This window comes from Parasegetibacter sp. NRK P23, assembly GCF_023721715.1.
Lineage (GTDB): Bacteria > Bacteroidota > Bacteroidia > Chitinophagales > Chitinophagaceae > Parasegetibacter.
The window spans coordinates 3,129,707-3,147,945 of sequence record NZ_JAMDLG010000001.1 but is presented as its reverse complement, the minus strand read 5'-3'; the positions used below and the strand labels follow the sequence as shown (position 1 = coordinate 3,147,945).

Below are 18,239 nucleotides of genomic sequence, written 5' to 3'. Positions count from 1 at the left end.
TCTTATACCTCTCTTTCACAGTTATTCATTCATCCATAAAACTATTCCTATGCAAAAATTGATGCTTCTTATCGACGACGACAAAGAGGAACAGGAAATATTAAAAGCAGCCGTGGAAAAGGCTGATCCCGATGTTTCTTTCGCGTGGGCGGCAAACGCTTACCGCGCGGGTCTGTTCCTGGAGCAGGTACTCCCCGATCTTATTTTCCTGGACTATAACATGCCGGGCATTAATGGCCTGGAGCTGCTTTCTTCCCTCCGCAAAAAGGAGAAGATGAAGCATGTGCCCGTATTCATTTATACGTCGGCGCTTACGCCTGCCTTGCAGGAAAGGGCCAGGACGCTGGGCGCCAATGGTTGCCTGGAAAAGCAGCCGGATACGAAGCGGCTTGTACGTGATGTACAGGATGCGCTGCGTACCGTGGCCGGAACAAAATATCATCCCATTCATTAAAACCTTAAAACAATGCGTGTACACATCATTGAAACGGACAGCCAGTTTTCAGGTGTTATGGCCCGCTTCCTTGAAAAGAATGATTGCAAGGTGACCAGGAGCGGCTTTTCAGAAAGGACGATTGTGTCGGATGTGGATGCCCTGGTGTACGACCTGGACGCGAATGTTGATCCGGCATTAAAACACCTTGAAAATATTATTCAGGAACATCCTGAAATCCCAGTAATCGTTACTACCGACACCGATGATATCAAGATTGGTGTGGGTATCATTAAAGCCGGTGCGTCGGATTGCCTGGTGAAGCCATTCCTGCCCGACCAACTGAAACAGGCACTCAGCAACGCTGCCGCCCGTAAAAAAAAGCAGGTAGAAGCGTGCGTGGCGGATGAAAATGAAATTCCTGTAAAAGCAGAAATGCCACCGGATGAAAATGTTTCATCAGAAGAATTCCTCTGGACACCTGGCACGGATATGTTGCGTACCCAGGCTGAACAGATGATCCGAAATAATGGAATGGTCTTCATTTATGGGGAAGCAGGCACAGGGAAAAAAAGCCTCGCCAGGTATATTCATGAACACAGCAGTCGGAGGAATGGACCTTTTGTTGTGGTGGAAGGCGCAACAATTAAGGAGCATTGTAAACAATGGACAGAGCAGGCGAAATCAGGAACGTTATTCATTGAAAAAACGGAAGAGGTGCTACAGGAAGTATTGGCTGTTTTGCTGAATACTTCCGGCAACGATACACGGTTGATACTTTCTTCCACACACGCACTCGAAACGCTGAGCCAGAAAGGGCATATCAATCCATCGCTGTTGAGTGGTGTTGAATATTATAGTGTATACCTCCCGCCATTGCGGAAACGTTCCGGCGATATACTGGCACTTGCGCACCATTTCAGTAGCGAAGCCTGCACTGAACTCCGGAAGGAGCGTATGTTCTTTTCCTCCGATGCCGAACGCGATTTTATGGCTTATGACTGGCCGGGTAATGTCCGGGAACTGAGAAACGTGGTGAATCGCATGGTATTGCTAGGTAGTGGGGGAGAAGCATGGCGCGCAGCTTATTTCAATTTCAGAAAAACGGGAGCAGGGCAGATGGAAGCCGAGAAGGTTCCTGAAACCAAGGCTTCCATCAATTTAAGGGAGGCTTCGGCCAAGGCTGAAATGGATTTTATCCTGCGTATGCTGGAGAAGGTGAAATTCAATAAAAGCGCCGCCGCCCGGCTTATGAACATCAGCAGGCGCACGTTGTACAATAAATTAAGGATGAGTTGAGGTCGGTTGAAGATGGTATGATTTTTTTGCCGGGAAGGATATGAATACAGCACAGGAGCAACTTTGGTGGAGAAGCGCCGTAATTTACCAGGTATACCCGCGGTCGTTCGAGGACAGCAACAATGATGGTGTGGGCGACCTTAATGGCATCCGTAAACGATTGAATCACCTCGTTGAACTGGGGGTGGACGCACTTTGGATTTCTCCCATATATCCTTCCCCCATGGCCGACTTCGGTTATGATATCAGTGATTACACCGATATACATCCGATCTTTGGTACACTGGCTGAAATGGAGGCGCTAATTGATGAGGCGCATGCGTTACAGCTCAGGATTATACTCGACCTGGTGCCGAACCATACTTCCGATCAGCATCCCTGGTTCCTCGAATCGCGCTCCTCGCGTTCCAACCCGAAAAGAGACTGGTATATATGGGAAGATCCCCGCCCTGATGGAGGTCCGCCCAACAACTGGCTCAGCGTATTCGGTGGCGGAGCCTGGGAATGGGAGGAGCATACCGGGCAATATTATTACCACGCTTTCCTGAAAGAGCAACCCGACCTCAATTGGAGGAATCCCGAGGTGAGAGCCGCTATGTACGATGTAATGCGCTTCTGGCTTGAAAAAGGCGTGGATGGCTTTCGCGTGGATGTGATGTGGCACATGATCAAAGACACGCGCTTGCGCGATAATCCCGTCAATCCCGGGTATGCTCCAGGGCAACCCACCTATAATCAGTTGTTGCCGGTGTATTCCACCGATCAGCCAGAGGTCCATGATATTGTTGCTGAAATGCGGGACATAATGGAAACTTTCGGCAACGGTAAACTGCTGATCGGCGAAGTGTACCTCCCGTTACAGGACCTGGTATTGTATTACGGCAAGAACAACGAAGGGGCGCATCTTCCCTTCAATTTCCAATTGATTACCCTGCCCTGGGAAGCCAGGACCATAGCCGCTTGTGTGGATGAATACGAAGGATTGCTTCCTGCGGATGCATGGCCCAACTGGGTATTGGGCAACCACGATAACCACCGGGTGGCAAGTCGTACAGGCATCCAGCAGGCGAGGGTGGCCGCTATGTTGCTGTTCACCCTTCGTGGCACACCTACCGTGTATTATGGCGATGAGATCGGTATGCGGAGCGTGGCCATTCCGCCGGAAGAAGTAAAGGACCCGCAGGGGCTCAATATGCCAGGTCTTCACCTCAGCCGTGACCCGGCGCGCACGCCCATGCAATGGGATGCTTCTCCATACGCGGGATTTTCAGGTGTGCGTCCCTGGTTGCCGGTGGAACGCTCCTGGCAGCGTTGCAATGTGGCCATGCAGCAGGATGATCCTTATTCCATGTTATCCCTTTACAAAGCACTGATCAAACTCCGGAAGGCCGAACCCGCCTTGCATGCGGGACAATACGATCCCGTTTATGCCGACAGGGGCATTATGGCGTTCACCAGGAAAATGCCAGGCCGGCATTACTTTCTCATTGTGCTCAACATGACACATGCGCCAGCCTGGTTTGTTCCGGCGCATTTTACCTTTAAAGGAAAAGTGGTATGCGCCACCATTCCCGAATGGACCGGCGTGGAAGTGCACAACAGCATCGGTATGGATGGTGACCTCGGACTTATTATTCAACTGGAACAATAACTTGAATCTATTATGAACAGCATTGAACCCGATAAGGCATTAATAGAAACATTGGCGCAGTTGCTTAAGGACCGGAAAGAAACCATTGCCGCAGCGGAAAGCGTAACCGCCGGCCTTGTACAGTTCAGTCTGTCAGGGATGCCTGAAGCCTCACTTGTTTTTAATGGCGGCATCACCGCATACAACCTGGAACAGAAAATAAAGCACCTGAAAGTGGATCCCGTGCATGCGGCAAGGGTAAACTGCGTTTCAGAACGGGTGGCCGTTGAAATGGCCGCTGAAGTGGCCACCGTTTTTGATGCTGCCTGGGGCATCGGCATCACAGGGTACGCCGCACCGGTGCCGGAGTCGGAAAACCGGCTGTTCGCCTATTATGCCATCGTGTACCGGCAGGAGCTTCTGGGCTCCGGTATGTTAACCGGCAAGGAAGGAACACCTATGGCGTTACAAGCTTATTATGCCCATACATTATTGAAGCGGTTGCTGGAAATGATCCAAGCGAAAACCCCCGCTTAACGGTGCGGGGGTTTTTCTTTGTAATATTTGTTCTTCTTTTTCTGATAAGAAGATTCGTTGGTGTAATCGTCACGTCTTCCGAAGTTGGATTTTTCCTGCCAGGCTTCCGGATGTTGTTCAGCGGACTTTTTATGCTCGTCCGCTTTGATAAGCTTGTCTTCGCCTGATGTTTTTTGTTTCATGGATTTAAATTGAAGGATGAAAGCCTAATCACCGTGAATTGGGTTGAGCTGTATCCCTTCTCGCCATTGTATCTACAGAAAGCGGCGTTGTATCATTGCTGTTAGGGAATCCTCTCGTGGAGTCCGCATGCATTTCAATGCGGGTGCTGTCCTGTTCAGCTTTGTCGTTGCCGCCGTTTCCGCAGGCGACCACGCTAAGGCACAAAATAATAAAGGCTATTGACTTCATGGTAAATGAATTTTATGTTTTGTTACGCAGCGGCTCTTCTTCCTCCTCTTCTCCAACGCTGTAATAATCGTTCTCTTCATCGGTGTCATCTTCATCGTCGTCTCCGGGGATGTCCAGTTCAGTGCCATCAGAAGTGGTGTCTCCTTCGTTGAGGGGATCGCCTTCATCATCGGTATCATCCAGTTGGGCTTCGTCAAACAATTCGTCATCATTATCATCGTTGTCCTGGTCAGGGTTTCCCAGTGCGGCAATGTCCTCATCGGTAACTTCCGCATCCATGTCTTCAGGGTTTTTCTTTGGTCCCTTTTGCGCGTAAAGGTCGGCCCTGTCGCGGATCACTTCTTCCTGTTGTGGCGTTTGAATACCTGTTGCTTTTTGAGATGATTTGCTTAATAACATAGTTCAGTATTTAATTGGATTGAAGAAATAAGGGTTAATCATCCCGTGTTTTTTTCTTGCCCTGCATGGCGATGTAGGTGCCGATCAGGAGCAGGACAATAAATGTGGCGATGATCATTATTACCATATCAGATGCTTTTAAATACCTATGCAAATTTCGGGAACGCCTGAAATGGGCTGATTTGTGAAGGTTTTTCCCGGACATGTATATAAAATGCTTCAAAACACATGGCCTGCATATTGAACGGATGCACAAAAAACTATGTATATCGTTCCCGTTTTAGCGGCTTCCGTCGCGGCTACGGCCGTTATGTCTTTTTATATGTTTATCATCTCTCTTTTCAGCGGAAAGGAATACCGGATCCCCTTTGTTCTCGGGAGTATGTTCAGCGAAAAGAGCACCGCGGGCAACCTGATGGATTATTCGTTACGTACACGAATTATCGGAACGGTGATCCATTATTTTACCGGTGCCCTGTTCGCCTTGGCATTCCTGTTTTTGTTCCGCAGGGAATGGATGGATTTATCCGCGAAATCAATGTTTTTATATGGAGTTGTTATTGGTATTACAGGCATCGTGGTGTGGAGGGTATTCTTTTTCTTTCACCCCTTCGCTGTACGCATAAACCTGAAAAAATACCTTTTTCATTTGTTCATAGCGCACCTGGTTTTTGCAGCGGTTTTGGTGTATGTTTTCGGCATACTTACAAAAGATGCGCTGCTGATGGAGGCGCCGTACGGTATCATTGAAATGTAAGCTAGTCCTTTCTTTCGAAAGCATCGAACAGGTAATCATGATCGTGGTGCAGGTTGTGGAGAATTATTCTCCTGATATTGGGGTGTTCAAATCGCTTCAATGCCGCCTCGAGTTCTTTCCAGGAAGTGAACAACGGGACTTTGCCCGACATGTCTTCCCTGGTGATGTGTGCAGTCGCGGCTTCAAAATGTTCCGGCCGTTTCAGTTCGGCAAGTTGTTCCGGTTCCAGCAACATTGTTTTCCAGTATTGGTAGGCACTTTCCAGGGCTTCTTCTTTGGTGGGCGCAAAGGAGAATGCATACTGGAGAAATACGGGACGGGAGTCATCATCACCGGCGTAGGCTTTGATTTTCCGTTGCGCTTCTTCCGGCGTTGACGCGGTTGTGAGCAAGCCTTCGCTCCAGTCGCTTACCCTTGCCGCGGTTTCTTCCGATACTGCGGCGATGAATATGGGTGGTCTTTCTTTTGGGAGCGTAAACAGCTTTGCCCTGTTTATTTCCACCAATCCTTCCATGGTAATCTCTCTTCCTTCCAGCAGCAAACGGATGGCTTGTTCGCATAGTTGTAACCGTGTGTTCCTGGTTGCTTTGGTGGGCCATTTTCCCAGTATGGCTTCATTCAGCGCTTCTCCGCTGCCCAATTCAATGGAGAACCTGTTGGGGAATAGCTCGCATAAAGTAGCGGTGGCCTGTGCAAGCACAGCGGGATGGTACCTTCCACCCGGGGCGCATATTACACTGAATGGAATTTGTGTGGCCTGCATGGCGGCGCCCAGCCACGAAAGGGAGAAACCGCTATGGCCCTGGGCATTGGTCCAGGGAAAGAAATGATCGGAACTGTGAATGGCATTAAAGCCCGCTGCCTCCGCACGGATGGCCCAACGCAGCAGTTGAGAAGGAGGGAACTGTTCGTGCGAAGCATGATAAGCCAGTGGTATATGCATGGACAATCTGTTTCAGAAAATATTCAAAAAATGGTGCCTGAACTTTTTTTTGTGCAGGAATTTCCGTTCCTGTGTAGCAATTGCACAGAATACAGGAAGAAATTTTGAAATATCGCATGGCAGGAAAGTTGAAAGATGTATTACAAATCATTCTTCACACAAAAAGAGAAATACTATGAATACAGAATTCGGCTCCGAAGGAAAGGTCGCGGAAGCGATAGAAGACAAAACATCAAGAGTGCCCTCCGATGTTTATTTATGGGCATCTGTTGGTGCGATGGTAGTTTCCGCCACTTTAAAATGTCTGGGCAGAAAACATGCAAGTCTGTTTGTGGGCCAATGGGCGGCCCCGTTCCTGCTGATGGGCATCTACAATAAGATCGTAAAAACCCATGGACACGATCAGCAGGATGCCATGCAATAACCATTACACGAATACAAATAAAACACGCAGTTATGAAACAATTACTATTGGTGGCAGGGATCGGCTTTGGTATGGTGGCCCTTGCTTACACTTCACAGCCTTCCGGTGTTACATCGGAAGCGCAGGAACTGATCATGACAGATACGGTTCCTAAAAAAGATACCACTAAGAAAAAAGGCAAGAAACAGGGAAAAACCGACACGTTGCGAAGGGATACCTCACGATGGCCCACAGATACTAGTCTTGTGAGGTGATAGCGCAGTTTTGTGGTGATTTGTAGAAGGGTGGGAGCCATTTGGTTTCCGCCCTTTTTTTAGTACGCCGCACCAGCCGGTGGTGAAGACAGTTGCTTCCGGCATAACCTTACTGTTTCCAGTGTTCTTTTGTACAAAGCGGCATCTCCCTTTGGTATGTTCAGCAGGATGTCTTCCGCTTCCAGGAGATAACGCGTCGCGAAATCTGATCCGCTGTTCACAATGTCTGTGCTGTTGTCCAGGATGTCGGCATACTTAATGGTTTGTGCCGCCGGTGAAATTTTCGACAAACGCAGCACTTCGAGTTTCTTCCTTTTCACCCTGTTCCAACCCGGGTATTTTGCGGACACATATTCATCCGTAAGTTCCTGCACCAGCTTCATCACTTTTACCGCTTCGGGACCGGAGTGCAGCGTTTGGAGAAATTTAAAAAGCATATTGGCGGACACTTCGGTGTCTTCAATTACATCATGCAACAGTGCCGCTTCCAGCACTACTTCATCGTTTACATATTCCGCGCAGGTATGCATTACACGAACCGGGTGGTTGATGTAGGGTTCATTCGCATACTTCCTGCGCTGCCCCTCGTGGGCCGACCTGGCGAATGCTTCAACTGTGGCTAGTATATTCATTTTGAATTTGTTTTAAAGTTAATGTATTAAAGTGCAAACCCTGTTCCAACAGGCAGGCATGTGAATTGAAACACTGCTATAAAGTAAATGACATGCAAATTGAACAGGCGGATAAGGGAGCGCTTCAACTGGAGGAATCCATTCCCCTCCAGCGCACCGGTTGGAAGATACAGGCCTTCATGAAAGTGTTCATCATGGCGCTGCTTGTGTGCGGCGCCATCGGCATCTTTGGTAACGGCGAACTTTCCACGGCTGAATACCAGACGGAAAACCTGAAGGTGGTATATGAGCGTTACGCCCGCAATGGCGCAGAGCAGGTAGTGTTGATCAAAGGAACCGAAAACGTACGTTTAATAGGCATGGATGCCGCTTCCGGACCAGCCTACACCTTTGTAAACATTCATCCCCGTCCCGATACCGTATTTACTAAAATGGGCAGGGTAGAATATGTTTTTACCGGGAAGGTTCCGCAGGTTTCACTGCGCCTGAAAGTGGACGAGTCTGGCAGGAGTACGCTTGCACTGTACGTTAACGAACGTTTTTTATCACTTCCTCAATTTATTTACCCATGATGAATCCTGTACTGCGTGGCGCCGTGATCTATCTTTTCCTCCTCGTCATCTTCCGGGTGATGGGAAAACGCACCCTCTCGCAAATCACCACATTCGATTTTGTATTACTGCTCATCATCGGAGAATGTACCCAGCAGGCTTTGCTGGGAGAAGATTATTCCATGACGAACGCACTTGTGGTCATCATCGCCCTGGTGGGCATAGATTTGCTCATCTCTTTGTTGAAAGGAAAATCCGTTCTGTTCGATCGCGCGGTGGATGGGCTTCCACTCATTCTTGTGGAGCACGGTAAAGTGCTGAAAAAGCGCATGGAAAAAGTGGGGGTTGAAATAGATGACGTGATGGAAGCGGCGCGCATTCACCAGGGGTTGGAACACATCGGGCAGGTGAAGTTCGCAGTGCTGGAGCGGGATGGGACTATTTCTATTATTCCGTGGGGAAGTTCGGGGAAGAAAGAATGATGTTTTTTCACGCGATTATTACGTTTCTCGCGACTGCTTCGTACCTCGCAGCGCGAGGGAGCAAGGACGCAAGGCGTTGTTTGTGTTTGATCCGTTTTATTGCTGAAGAGGTTTATTTCTCGCTACGGCGCAACGACGCAAGGCCTTAATTGGTTGGCGGGAGTTTCTTTTGGAGAGGATTTTTGGTTTCTCGCCATGCAACGTGTTCGTGCGGGCCTCACCCCAACCCCTCTCCCGCGGGAGAGGGGCAAGAACTAAACGATTAATTTTTATTATCTAAGCCCATGTGTTAATGATTAATCCTGGAATCGTGTAGTTATAGTTATAAGAATAGCTTTTGGATAGCATGAATTTGATAGCCGCGTATGCAAATGGATAAAGAAAAACTTATAACAAATACGTCCACAAAGTCAGCATCCAACGTTGTGTCGTTGCGCCATAGCGAGAAATTAAAAAATCTCTACAAAAGAAACTCCCGCCAACCAATTAACGCTTTGCGTCCTTGCTCCCTCGCGTTGCGAACTGCGAAGCAGGAAGCAATTGCGTGAAATTTTCTCTTCGCCTGAAAACTACGCCGGTACCTTCCTCGGCTTCTCCCGCTCCCAAAACCGATGCATCGCCACTGCCCCGATAAACCGCTTCGCCAGATCCGCCAGCTTATTCCCGATGATCACCCCCGGATCGGCTACCGCGTTTTTCGCATCTCCGGCCGGCAGCACATGCGCGAAATAGGTATGCCTTAAAAGCTCAATGCCGTCTTCATCGCAGGCGATCGCTTTACAATGCCTGTACGCTTCATTCAGGAAATGCACCGCATCACCCTCCGCGGCGAGCGCCGCTATGGAGTTGGTGCCAGCGGGCACATAAACCGCGTCGTAAAAAACGGAACTGGCAGTAAGCAGACTTTTATCCACCATAATCTCCTGTTCGTTCCAGGCTTTGATATGGCCCAGCCTTGGGGCCACCACTTCAACCACTGCACCTGCGGCTTCCAGCAGTTCTTTCATTTGTGCTACGGAAAATTCTTCTACGCCGTCAGCCGCGAGAATAGCAATCTTCCTTGTGGCGATGGAGTCTTTGATGGTGTTTTGCATACTGAGGAACCTGGAGGATGCCAGTTTGCTTTCCGTAAGTGTAGGTTGATAGTCGGCGGGATCACCATCGGCAGGAACGCTGTGGTTCATAGCTTCCAAAGGTATCACCGGTACATCAAGTCCTAATCCGTAGGCTACCTGTGTCGCCAGGTTCTTGTCTATATTGCGGATGATGCCCAGCATACGTTGCCTGATCTCCGGGTTGGTTACTTTGCCCAGTTCGAAGCGGAAAGCATCCACGATATGGTTTTTCTCCGGCTCAGACTGGCTGTTGTAAAATAGCGTAGCCTGGCTGAAGTGGTCGAAGAAACTTTCACTGCGCTCCCTGATTTTGTGGGCATCCACTTTTTCCATGTAGCTGGTATAGCCACCTTCGCTGAACTTCGCCTGGAAGGGACATCCGCCTCCGGTGGAATTGGGATGGTAACTGCTTTTTCCTTTGTTGATGGTTTGCCGCATATAGCCATCCCGCTGGTTGTTGTGCACTGGCATAACGGGCCGGTTGATGGGGATTTCCTGGAAATTAGGTCCACCCAGCCGGATGAGCTGTGTATCGGTATAGGAAAAGAGCCGGCCTTGCAGCAGCGGATCGTTGGTGAAATCGATGCCGGGTACCACATGTCCCACATGGAAGGCGATCTGTTCTGTTTCGGCGAAAAAATTATCCGGGTTTCTGTTCAGTGTGAGCCGGCCGATCTTTTGAACGGGAACAAGTTCTTCGGGAATGATCTTGGTGGGATCGAGCAGGTCGAAGTCGAAACTGTGTTCGTCTGATTCGGCTACCAGTTGCACGCCGAGTTCGTATTCGGGGAACTGTCCCGCTTCGATGGCTTCCCAGAGGTCGCGGCGGTGGAAGTCGGGATCTTTGCCGGAAATTTTCTGGGCCTCATCCCAGGCTACCGCATGTACGCCCAATATAGGTTTCCAGTGGAACTTCACGAAGGTGGCTTCTTTGTTGGCGTTCACTAACCTGAACGTATGCACGCCGAACCCTTCCATCATGCGGTAACTTCTTGGGATGGCGCGGTCGCTCATCAGCCACATGATCATGTGGGCCGATTCGGGCATCAGTGAAATGAAATCCCAGAAAGTATCGTGGGCGGAAGCGGCCTGCGGCATTTCGTTGTCGGGCTCAGGTTTAACGGCGTGCACGAGGTCGGGAAACTTGATCGCATCCTGGATGAAAAAGACCGGCATATTGTTGCCCACCAGGTCAAAGTTGCCTTCCTCCGTATAAAATTTGGTGGCGAAACCGCGTACATCCCTGGCCAGATCGGTGGAGCCGCGGGAACCGGCAACGGTGGAGAAGCGGACAAATACAGGTGTTTCAATGGATGGATCGGATAAAAAACGGGCCCTGGTATATTGCTCCATAGTGGAGTCGTAAACGCGGAAAACGCCGTGCGCGCCGGAACCGCGGGCGTGAACGATGCGTTCCGGAATGCGTTCATGGTCGAAGTGAGTCATCTTCTCGCGGAAGATGAAATCTTCCATGAGGGTGGGGCCACGACTTCCCGCTTTCAGGCTGTTCTGGTCGTCGTTTATTTTGGTGCCGTGGTTGGTGCGCATGAATTCCCCGGTACTATCAAGGGTGTTTTTATTCAGGTCGGTTGTTTTATTGTTGTCGCTTCCGGCAGTCTTCTTTTTTGAAGGCATAGTATATAATTTATGGTTTGGGTTAAATAGCGGTGGGGTATTCTTCCAGGGAAATGCTGTCCAGCAGATCGTTGGCCATCATTTCCTCCTGTAAGGTTTGTTGCAGGATGGTGACCACATCTTCCCGGTTCAAAAGGTTAGCTAGTTTGATCAGTCCCTTGTAACCGGCGGCTTCGTGTTGTTCTACTTTCTGAGCGGCGAGGATGATGCCCATGTCTCGTTCCGGCGATTCCGGCATCGTGTTCTGAAGGATATTCTCCGCATCCATGTCCAGGCCTTCCATGGCGTTGCACTTCACGGCGCAGATTTTTTCTTCCATCATTTCAAAGATCATTTCCAGGCGCCCCACATGCTCCTTCGTGATCTCGAGGTGTTCGGCCAGGGCGGCTTTCAGGCGGGGCGCACCACTGGCTCTTTCCAACACGGGAATGCTTAGCAGGAGTTGGTTCTCCGTCCAGTACATGGCTTCCAGTTCCTGCAGGAACAATTCCAGCACGCTGGTCGATGATAATCCCATTTCCGCCACCGCGCCATGCTGGCGGCTTGATTTTGTTGCTTTTTTTGCAGTCGGCATAATCGTTTTACATACAGGCCATCAAAAAAATATGCCCCCGCATTTGCTTGATTTATTGGCGCTTACGTGGGTGGTTACCTGCACATTTCTACAATGTGTGGCGGGATGTTTACAGGAAGGGAAGCGGGTTGCACGCCGGATAGTGGCACCAATATTCCTATTTCCTTATTGTTAACGAATGATGCTATGAACGGGATATTCAGTGGAAAGCGCGCCTGGTGGAAAGAAGGGATCGTGTACCAGGTGTATGTAAGAAGTTTTAAAGACAGTAACGGAGACGGCATCGGCGATCTGAAAGGAATGCTTGCGGCCGTGGATTATATTGCCGCACTGGGCGTAGATATGGTCTGGATCAACCCGGTACTGGCTTCTCCCAATAACGACAATGGATATGATATACGCGATTTCAGGGCCATCATGAAAGAGTACGGCACCATGAAAGATTTCGAGGCGCTGCTAAAGGCACTGCACAAAAAAAACATCCGTTTAATCATGGATTTTGTGCTGAACCATACCAGCGATGAGCATCAATGGTTCAAAAAAGCGAAGCGGTCCAGGAAAAGTCCTTATTACCAGTATTACCATTGGTGGCCGGAAGAAAATGGAAAGCCGCCTAAACGATACAGTTTTTTTGATCCGAAAGGCGATGCCTGGACCTACAACAAAGCCACCCGATCCTGGTACCTGCATTATTTCTCCGCGAAGATGCCCGACCTGAACTGGGAACACGAACCGGTGCGCAACGAAATGCTGGACAACGTCCGGTTCTGGTTCGATAAAGGGGTTGATGGACTGCGCCTGGATGCCGTAACTTATTTGTCGAAAGATACTTCCTGGCCCGTTATCTCCGATAAGGATATCAGGGAAAAATACCGGGAAGACTGGTCCTACTATCTTTCCCAGGGGCCGCAGCTCCACGAATACCTAAGGGAACTGCACGATAAGGTGCTCCAGTTTTATGACGTAACCACCATTGCCGAAGCGCCCGGCATCTCTCATGAAGAAGCGCCGGACTTTGTTAAGGAAGAAAGGAAGGAATTGCAGATGTTGTACCATTTTGAAGGCATGCAACTCGGTTATGCAAAGTCTGGCTTTAAAAGGCCTGATCCCGATGGATACGACCTGCTGAAATTTAAAGAAATCTATTCCCGTTGGGACAAAGTCTTCAGCAGGCAGGGCTGGGGAACGGTGTACCTCGGCAACCACGATCAGCCCCGCATGGTTTCCAGGTGGGGAAACGAAGCGCCGGGTTTCAGGAACGTTTCCGCCAAAATGCTGATCACTTTCCTGCTGACGATGCGTGCCACCCCCATCTTCTACAATGGTGATGAGTTGGGGATGGCGAACATCAGGTTTGAAAATATCAACGACTACCGTGACGTGGAAACGCTGAGCATGTACCAATACCTGGAACACCAGGGAGAAGATTTGGAGGCTTTTCTGCGCGACCAGCAGTTTGGTGCGAGAGACAATGCACGAACGCCATTTCAATGGTCGGGAGAAAAACATGCCGGCTTCACTAACGGAGAACCCTGGATTAAAGTAAATCCCGATCATGTATATGTGAATGCGAAGGCACAAGTTGAGGATCCGGATTCCGTGTTGAATTTCTTCAGGAAAATGGTGCAGCTCCGCAAAGAAAGACTGGTGCTGGTGTACGGAGAATACCAGTTGGAAGAACCTTTTCACCAGCAACTATATGTGTACACGCGCCGCATGAAGAAAGAAGGTGTGCTGGTGGTGTTGAACTTTTCTCCCCAGGTGGTTCCCTTTCAATTGCCCCACTGGTTCACGCTCAAAGAAGTATTGCTCAATAACGTCAATGTATTTCAGATGAATGAAACTACATTAACCCTCCTGCCTTACCAGGCTCTTATTCTTGATTGCAAAAGCCAATAATATGGAAGATAAATACAAACTATTACCGGGGCAGCCCCACCCGTTGGGGGCCACCGTTTTTCCCGATGGCGTCAACTTCGCGATCTTCTGTGAGCACGGGGAAAAAGTTGAACTGTGTTTGTTCAGCAACGAATTGCCCGCGGCAGAAGAGATGGTCATTCAGTTGCAGGAACGCACCGACCATACCTGGCACGGATTCGTAAAAGGGTTAAAGCCGGGTCAATGCTACGGCTTCCGCATACATGGTCCTTATGATCCGGCACAGGGCCACCGCTTCAATCCGAATAAATTGCTCATGGATCCTTACGCGAAGGCCATCGCGGGGAACATCGAATGGCACGATCACCTGTTCGGTTATGAGATGGGCCATGATCAGGAGGATCTTAGCTTCAGTACACACAACAGCGCACCCTATGTGCCCAAATCTGTGGTGGTAGATGATGGATTTGATTGGGAAGACGACAAGCCTCCGGCAACACCTTACCACAAAACGGTCATCTATGAAATGCATGTAAAAGGATTCTCCCAACTGCATCCGGAGATACCCGAAAATATCCGCGGTAGTTTTGCCGCCATTGCCACCCCCGCCGCGGTAAGCTATCTCAAAGAACTGGGTGTTACGGCTGTGGAGCTGCTGCCCGTGCCGCAATTTGTTGCCGACAGGCATCTTGTGGAGAAGGGACTCACAAATTACTGGGGATACAATACCATCGGTTTTTTCTCACCCGAAGCTGCTTATGCCTCCTCCGGGCTGAAAGGGGAACAGGTTACTGAGTTCAAGGAAATGGTGAAAGCACTGCACAAAGAAGGCATAGAAGTGATCCTGGATGTCGTGTTCAACCACACGGGAGAAGGCAATCACATGGGGCCGACGCTTTGTTTCAGAGGCATCGACAACAGCGCTTATTACCGGCTGGATGACGATAAAAGGTATAATGTGGATTACACAGGTACCGGCAATACCCTTAATGCTTATCAGCCACACGTGCTCCGGCTCATTATGGACAGTCTGCGCTACTGGGTAAGGGAAATGCATGTGGATGGATTCCGTTTCGACCTGGCGGCTACACTTGCCCGTGAATTAAAAGATGTGAACGCGCTGAGCGGTTTCTTCGACATCATTTACCAGGATCCCGTGATCGGAAATGTAAAGCTGATCGCGGAACCCTGGGACCTGGGGGAAGATGGTTACATGGTGGGGCAATTCCCTTCGGGATGGGCGGAATGGAACGACAAGTACCGCGATTGCATGCGCGATTTCTGGCGCGGCGAACCAAGGAATATCGCTGAATTCGGCACCCGCTTTACCGGTAGCGCAGATATCTACCGGAACGATTACCGTTGCCCCACCGCAAGCATTAACCTCGTGACCGCACATGACGGCTTTACCTTAAAGGACCTGGTTTCCTACAACGAAAAGCACAACGAAGCCAATAAAGACAATAATACGGATGGCAGTGATGAAAACCGGTCCTGGAACTGTGGCGCTGAAGGCGACACGGAAGATGAAACGGTGAATAGTTTAAGGCGGCAGCAACAGCGGAACTTCCTCGCCACGCTGCTGCTTTCCCAGGGCGTGCCCATGTTGCTCTCCGGCGATGAGTTTGGAAACACCCAGTTTGGCAACAACAACGCTTATTGCCAGGATAATGAACTGTCGTGGCTGAAATGGGGTAACATGGATGCCGACCTGCATTCATTTGTAAAGAAACTGATACAGTTGCGTAAAAACCACCCCGTGTTCAGCCGGAGAGGCTGGTTCAAAGGATGGGAGTTTGATGCGGACAAAACCGATGATATCGCCTGGTTCCAGCCCACAGGGGAATCCATGCAGGATGATTACTGGCGCGAAGAACAGGCGCAAAGCCTGATGGTGTTCCTCGACGGCAACGGCATCGACCTCCCCGACGAGGAAGGCAATAAAGTGACAGATAAGAACTTCCTGCTCTGTTTCCATGCCGGGGCGGAAGAACAGGCGTTTCGTATGCCTGATGAAAAATTCGGGAAAGATTGGAAGGAAGAACTCCGTACATCACCTCTTCATGAAAATTCAACTGAGATTATAAAAGCAGGCAGCGATATCGTGTTGCCACCACGAAGTGTAATCGTGTTTTCGTGCGACCCGGTTTGATAGTATTATCCATCATTCAAAATTTCCAGGGGTATGGTTTTAGTAAACTATAACGAAAAATAAGCTATGCTGAAAAGAGACGGGGCAAATCCAAGCGTATGGCAGGGAACTGCCGATCCATATATCGTAAAAAATAAAACGGGTAAAAAGGAGTTTGATATCGCCATCGCAGGTGGTGGTATTACCGGGATCACTACCGCGCTGATCTTGCAGGAAGCCGGTTTCAGTTGCGTGATACTGGAGAGTGAAACAGTTTGTTTTGGCACCACTTCAGGCACTACCGCACACATCAATACTTTGCTGGATGTGCCATACAGCACGTTGTCGAAGAATTTTGGCGAGGAAAACGCGGCGCTGGTGCGTTCCTGTGTAGCGGAAGCTTTGCTTTTCATAGAGAAGAACGTATATACTTATAACGCAGACTGCGGTTTCAAACTGCAGGATGCTTTTTTATTCGCCAGCGAAGAAGCGCAACTGAAAGAACTGGATGAAATTATGGAGGCATCTGAAAAGGCCGGAATAGAATTGATGGAGGCTGAAAGCATTCCTGTGCCCGTCCCATTTTTGAAAGCGATGCGCGCCGACGGACAGGCAAGGTTTCATCCTATACGTTATGTGCATGCGCTGGCGAATGCGTTTGAAGAAGCGGGTGGGGTGATCGTGGAAATGTCCCGCGTTCTTGAAGTGGAGGAAAATGAAAAAGTGCAGGTGCGTACCACCGGAGGAGATTATTTCTGTAATCACCTGATCTACGCCACACATACGCCGCCGGGTATCAATTTCCTGCATACGAGGTTGGTGCCGTACAGGAGTTATGCCATGGCGGTAACGCTGGAAGATGAACTGTATCCCGACCACCTCACGTATGATATGTATGATCCCTACCATTATTACCGTACACAGGTGATTGATGGAAGATCATACCTGATCGTTGGTGGAAAGGACCACAAAACCGGGAAGGAAGCGAATACAGAAGCCTGTTTCCTGGCATTGGAGGCACATATCAGGAAGTATTTCCCGGTTCGTGAAGTAATGTATAAATGGTCCTCACAATATTATGAATCCGTGGATGGACTACCCTATATAGGATTTCTGCCCGGGAAAGAACGTACGCTGGTAGCCACCGGCTTCGGCGGGAATGGGATGATATACAGCAGTGTGGCGGCGTTGGTGTTGCGCGATATATTGCTGGGGAAAGAACATGCCGCCGTTAAACTTTTTGATCCCTCCCGCATAAAACCGGTTGCAGGGTTTACTGAATTCGTAAAACACAATACAGGTGCCGTGAAGGAGCTGCTGAAGAAGCTGATTCCCGTGCAAAGTATTGATGTGGTGGCAGAGATGGCGCCGGGTGAAGGAAGACTGGTACAATACGAAGGTGAGAAACTCGGTCTGTACAAAGACGAGCAGGGGATGCTGCACGCAGTGCTGCCTTCCTGCAGCCACATGCATTGCGATGTGCAATGGAACGGTACGGAAAAAAGCTGGGACTGTCCCTGCCACGGCGCAAGATATGCACCCAACGGCGACTTACTCAACGGTCCCTCAACGGCACCGCTAAAAACTATTCGCCTGGCTGATTAGTTGCTGGCCGGTCTTTCTCTTCTGAAAGATCGGCATCTGTTTTTTTGCCGGTCAGCGCTTCTTTGCCCGCCTGCTCTCCTTGCTCTTTTTCTTTTGCAGGATTCTGATCCACGCCTTGAAAGTTCTGATGTTGCTCTTTTTCCTGCTGACCTCCCGGTGTTGTTTTTTCTTTTTGCATGACGATATGTTTGACCCTATTCCAGCAAACTGTGTTCCTTCCTGCACGGGTATATGTATTGCAGGGGTGAAGTATGACTACAAGGGATCTTCATATTTTTCTTCGTGATAAGCCGTACCGCTTTGTGTTACGCATCGAACAGGATGGAGACATCACCCGGTACCGGGTAGAACCGGATGCGAATTATGAGTTGCTGCAGGATTTTATTCCCAGATGGATGGAGTTTGATGTGGATGGAACTGCACAGTTCGATGAAAGAATCAGCACGGCGGAAGGGGCTGAAATTGCACAGGCCGTGTGGAAAGGCATTAAAGCGCAACGTGAAGGGAACCAGGATGAAACGAAATCAGATCAATCATAAAAAAATATTT

21 protein-coding genes are annotated in these 18,239 nt (G+C 49.5%); 13 read left to right on the top strand and 8 right to left on the bottom strand.

Features of this window, described 5'->3' with window-relative positions; genetic code table 11:
• Positions 1-49: 49 nt before the first annotated feature.
• The 4 genes from M4J38_RS12750 to M4J38_RS12735 are packed head-to-tail and all read left to right on the top strand — an operon-like array spanning position 50 to position 3,899.
• Positions 50-454 carry a response regulator gene (locus M4J38_RS12750; protein ID WP_251759991.1) on the top strand — a complete coding sequence of 135 codons (405 nt, stop codon included), beginning with the start codon at positions 50-52 and terminating at the stop codon, positions 452-454.
• Positions 455-466: 12 nt separating this feature from the next.
• A complete protein-coding gene (locus M4J38_RS12745; protein WP_251759990.1) occupies positions 467-1,732 on the top strand; it encodes a sigma-54 dependent transcriptional regulator in 1,266 nt (421 codons plus the stop codon).
• 40 nt (positions 1,733-1,772) lie between these two features.
• Positions 1,773-3,383, top strand: a complete 1,611-nt coding sequence (locus tag M4J38_RS12740; RefSeq protein ID WP_251759989.1) for an alpha-amylase family glycosyl hydrolase — start codon at positions 1,773-1,775, stop codon at positions 3,381-3,383.
• 12 nt (positions 3,384-3,395) lie between these two features.
• Positions 3,396-3,899, top strand: a complete 504-nt coding sequence (locus M4J38_RS12735) for a CinA family protein (RefSeq protein ID WP_251759988.1) — start codon at positions 3,396-3,398, stop codon at positions 3,897-3,899.
• Here the strand turns inward: M4J38_RS12735 and M4J38_RS12730 are convergent.
• Genes M4J38_RS12730 through M4J38_RS12720 form a run of 3 tightly spaced genes read right to left on the bottom strand, consistent with a single transcriptional unit; the run spans position 3,896 to position 4,709 of the window.
• A complete protein-coding gene (locus M4J38_RS12730; protein WP_251759987.1) occupies positions 3,896-4,081 on the bottom strand; it encodes a hypothetical protein in 186 nt (61 codons plus the stop codon). The genes M4J38_RS12735 and M4J38_RS12730 overlap by 4 nt on opposite strands.
• A gap of 28 nt (positions 4,082-4,109) precedes the next feature.
• Positions 4,110-4,310 (bottom strand): hypothetical protein, encoded by a 201-nt coding sequence (locus tag M4J38_RS12725; protein ID WP_251759986.1) that lies wholly within the window; start codon positions 4,308-4,310, stop codon positions 4,110-4,112.
• Positions 4,311-4,322: 12 nt separating this feature from the next.
• Positions 4,323-4,709 (bottom strand): hypothetical protein, encoded by a 387-nt coding sequence (locus tag M4J38_RS12720; protein ID WP_251759985.1) that lies wholly within the window; start codon positions 4,707-4,709, stop codon positions 4,323-4,325.
• Positions 4,710-4,971: 262 nt separating this feature from the next.
• On the opposite strand from M4J38_RS12720, the gene M4J38_RS12715 reads away from it, so the two are divergent.
• Positions 4,972-5,466: a hypothetical protein gene (locus M4J38_RS12715; RefSeq protein WP_251759984.1), complete on the top strand. Its 495-nt coding sequence runs from the start codon at positions 4,972-4,974 to the stop codon at positions 5,464-5,466.
• Position 5,467: 1 nt separating this feature from the next.
• Here the strand turns inward: M4J38_RS12715 and M4J38_RS12710 are convergent, their stop codons facing one another.
• Complete coding sequence (locus M4J38_RS12710) at positions 5,468-6,409, bottom strand: LLM class flavin-dependent oxidoreductase (RefSeq protein WP_251759983.1); 942 nt, start codon at positions 6,407-6,409, stop codon at positions 5,468-5,470.
• 175 nt (positions 6,410-6,584) lie between these two features.
• Here M4J38_RS12710 and M4J38_RS12705 point away from each other — a divergent pair, with 175 nt between their 5' ends.
• Complete coding sequence (locus M4J38_RS12705) at positions 6,585-6,833, top strand: hypothetical protein (RefSeq protein ID WP_251759982.1); 249 nt, start codon at positions 6,585-6,587, stop codon at positions 6,831-6,833.
• A 32-nt stretch (positions 6,834-6,865) separates the two neighbouring features.
• Positions 6,866-7,087: a hypothetical protein gene (locus M4J38_RS12700; RefSeq protein ID WP_251759981.1), complete on the top strand. Its 222-nt coding sequence runs from the start codon at positions 6,866-6,868 to the stop codon at positions 7,085-7,087.
• A gap of 59 nt (positions 7,088-7,146) precedes the next feature.
• On the opposite strand, the gene M4J38_RS12695 is transcribed toward M4J38_RS12700, so the two are convergent.
• On the bottom strand, positions 7,147-7,719 hold the full coding sequence (locus tag M4J38_RS12695) for an HD domain-containing protein (protein WP_251759980.1): 573 nt from the start codon (positions 7,717-7,719) through the stop codon (positions 7,147-7,149).
• A 92-nt stretch (positions 7,720-7,811) separates the two neighbouring features.
• Between M4J38_RS12695 and M4J38_RS12690 the strand changes: the two genes are divergently transcribed.
• Both M4J38_RS12690 and M4J38_RS12685 read left to right on the top strand, forming a co-directional pair.
• The gene (locus M4J38_RS12690) at positions 7,812-8,291 is read left to right on the top strand and encodes a hypothetical protein (protein WP_251759979.1); all 480 of its coding nucleotides are present in this window, start codon (positions 7,812-7,814) and stop codon (positions 8,289-8,291) included.
• Positions 8,288-8,752, top strand: coding sequence for a DUF421 domain-containing protein (locus M4J38_RS12685; RefSeq protein WP_251759978.1), 465 nt, complete (start codon positions 8,288-8,290; stop codon positions 8,750-8,752). The genes M4J38_RS12690 and M4J38_RS12685 overlap by 4 nt, the downstream gene beginning before the upstream one ends.
• Positions 8,753-9,321: 569 nt before the next feature.
• On the opposite strand, the gene M4J38_RS12680 is transcribed toward M4J38_RS12685, so the two are convergent.
• On the bottom strand, positions 9,322-11,502 hold the full coding sequence (locus M4J38_RS12680; RefSeq protein WP_251759977.1) for a catalase: 2,181 nt from the start codon (positions 11,500-11,502) through the stop codon (positions 9,322-9,324).
• A 22-nt stretch (positions 11,503-11,524) separates the two neighbouring features.
• Entirely contained in the window at positions 11,525-12,076 is a 552-nt protein-coding gene (locus tag M4J38_RS12675) for a DUF892 family protein (protein ID WP_251759976.1), read from the bottom strand.
• Positions 12,077-12,181: 105 nt separating this feature from the next.
• Between M4J38_RS12675 and M4J38_RS12670 the strand changes: the two genes are divergently transcribed.
• The 3 genes from M4J38_RS12670 (at position 12,182) to M4J38_RS12660 (ending at position 17,690) form a co-directional block, all read left to right on the top strand.
• Complete coding sequence (locus tag M4J38_RS12670; protein ID WP_251759975.1) at positions 12,182-13,975, top strand: alpha-glucosidase; 1,794 nt, start codon at positions 12,182-12,184, stop codon at positions 13,973-13,975.
• Between the two features lies 1 nt (position 13,976).
• Positions 13,977-16,106: a glycogen debranching protein GlgX gene (gene glgX / locus M4J38_RS12665; protein WP_251759974.1), complete on the top strand. Its 2,130-nt coding sequence runs from the start codon at positions 13,977-13,979 to the stop codon at positions 16,104-16,106.
• Positions 16,107-16,172: 66 nt separating this feature from the next.
• Positions 16,173-17,690, top strand: coding sequence for an FAD-dependent oxidoreductase (locus M4J38_RS12660; RefSeq protein ID WP_251759973.1), 1,518 nt, complete (start codon positions 16,173-16,175; stop codon positions 17,688-17,690).
• Here M4J38_RS12660 and M4J38_RS12655 read toward each other — a convergent pair.
• A complete protein-coding gene (locus M4J38_RS12655; protein ID WP_251759972.1) occupies positions 17,671-17,868 on the bottom strand; it encodes a hypothetical protein in 198 nt (65 codons plus the stop codon). The genes M4J38_RS12660 and M4J38_RS12655 overlap by 20 nt on opposite strands.
• 124 nt (positions 17,869-17,992) lie before the next feature.
• Between M4J38_RS12655 and M4J38_RS12650 the strand changes: the two genes are divergently transcribed.
• Positions 17,993-18,229, top strand: coding sequence for a hypothetical protein (locus M4J38_RS12650; protein WP_251759971.1), 237 nt, complete (start codon positions 17,993-17,995; stop codon positions 18,227-18,229).
• Positions 18,230-18,239: the final 10 nt, after the last annotated feature.

Excerpts from the sequence above, each read along its gene's own strand:
- M4J38_RS12750 (WP_251759991.1), top strand. The coding sequence starts at position 50 with ATGCAAAAATTGATGCTTCTTATCGACGACGACAAAGAGGAACAGGAA.
- M4J38_RS12745 (WP_251759990.1), top strand. The coding sequence starts at position 467 with ATGCGTGTACACATCATTGAAACGGACAGCCAGTTTTCAGGTGTTATG.
- M4J38_RS12740 (WP_251759989.1), top strand. The coding sequence starts at position 1,773 with ATGAATACAGCACAGGAGCAACTTTGGTGGAGAAGCGCCGTAATTTAC.
- M4J38_RS12735 (WP_251759988.1), top strand. The coding sequence starts at position 3,396 with ATGAACAGCATTGAACCCGATAAGGCATTAATAGAAACATTGGCGCAG.
- M4J38_RS12730 (WP_251759987.1), bottom strand. The coding sequence starts at position 4,081 with ATGAAACAAAAAACATCAGGCGAAGACAAGCTTATCAAAGCGGACGAG.
- M4J38_RS12725 (WP_251759986.1), bottom strand. The coding sequence starts at position 4,310 with ATGAAGTCAATAGCCTTTATTATTTTGTGCCTTAGCGTGGTCGCCTGC.
- M4J38_RS12720 (WP_251759985.1), bottom strand. The coding sequence starts at position 4,709 with ATGTTATTAAGCAAATCATCTCAAAAAGCAACAGGTATTCAAACGCCA.
- M4J38_RS12715 (WP_251759984.1), top strand. The coding sequence starts at position 4,972 with ATGTATATCGTTCCCGTTTTAGCGGCTTCCGTCGCGGCTACGGCCGTT.
- M4J38_RS12710 (WP_251759983.1), bottom strand. The coding sequence starts at position 6,409 with ATGCATATACCACTGGCTTATCATGCTTCGCACGAACAGTTCCCTCCT.
- M4J38_RS12705 (WP_251759982.1), top strand. The coding sequence starts at position 6,585 with ATGAATACAGAATTCGGCTCCGAAGGAAAGGTCGCGGAAGCGATAGAA.
- M4J38_RS12700 (WP_251759981.1), top strand. The coding sequence starts at position 6,866 with ATGAAACAATTACTATTGGTGGCAGGGATCGGCTTTGGTATGGTGGCC.
- M4J38_RS12695 (WP_251759980.1), bottom strand. The coding sequence starts at position 7,719 with ATGAATATACTAGCCACAGTTGAAGCATTCGCCAGGTCGGCCCACGAG.
- M4J38_RS12690 (WP_251759979.1), top strand. The coding sequence starts at position 7,812 with ATGCAAATTGAACAGGCGGATAAGGGAGCGCTTCAACTGGAGGAATCC.
- M4J38_RS12685 (WP_251759978.1), top strand. The coding sequence starts at position 8,288 with ATGATGAATCCTGTACTGCGTGGCGCCGTGATCTATCTTTTCCTCCTC.
- M4J38_RS12680 (WP_251759977.1), bottom strand. The coding sequence starts at position 11,502 with ATGCCTTCAAAAAAGAAGACTGCCGGAAGCGACAACAATAAAACAACC.
- M4J38_RS12675 (WP_251759976.1), bottom strand. The coding sequence starts at position 12,076 with ATGCCGACTGCAAAAAAAGCAACAAAATCAAGCCGCCAGCATGGCGCG.
- M4J38_RS12670 (WP_251759975.1), top strand. The coding sequence starts at position 12,182 with ATGTTTACAGGAAGGGAAGCGGGTTGCACGCCGGATAGTGGCACCAAT.
- glgX (WP_251759974.1), top strand. The coding sequence starts at position 13,977 with ATGGAAGATAAATACAAACTATTACCGGGGCAGCCCCACCCGTTGGGG.
- M4J38_RS12660 (WP_251759973.1), top strand. The coding sequence starts at position 16,173 with ATGCTGAAAAGAGACGGGGCAAATCCAAGCGTATGGCAGGGAACTGCC.
- M4J38_RS12655 (WP_251759972.1), bottom strand. The coding sequence starts at position 17,868 with ATGCAAAAAGAAAAAACAACACCGGGAGGTCAGCAGGAAAAAGAGCAA.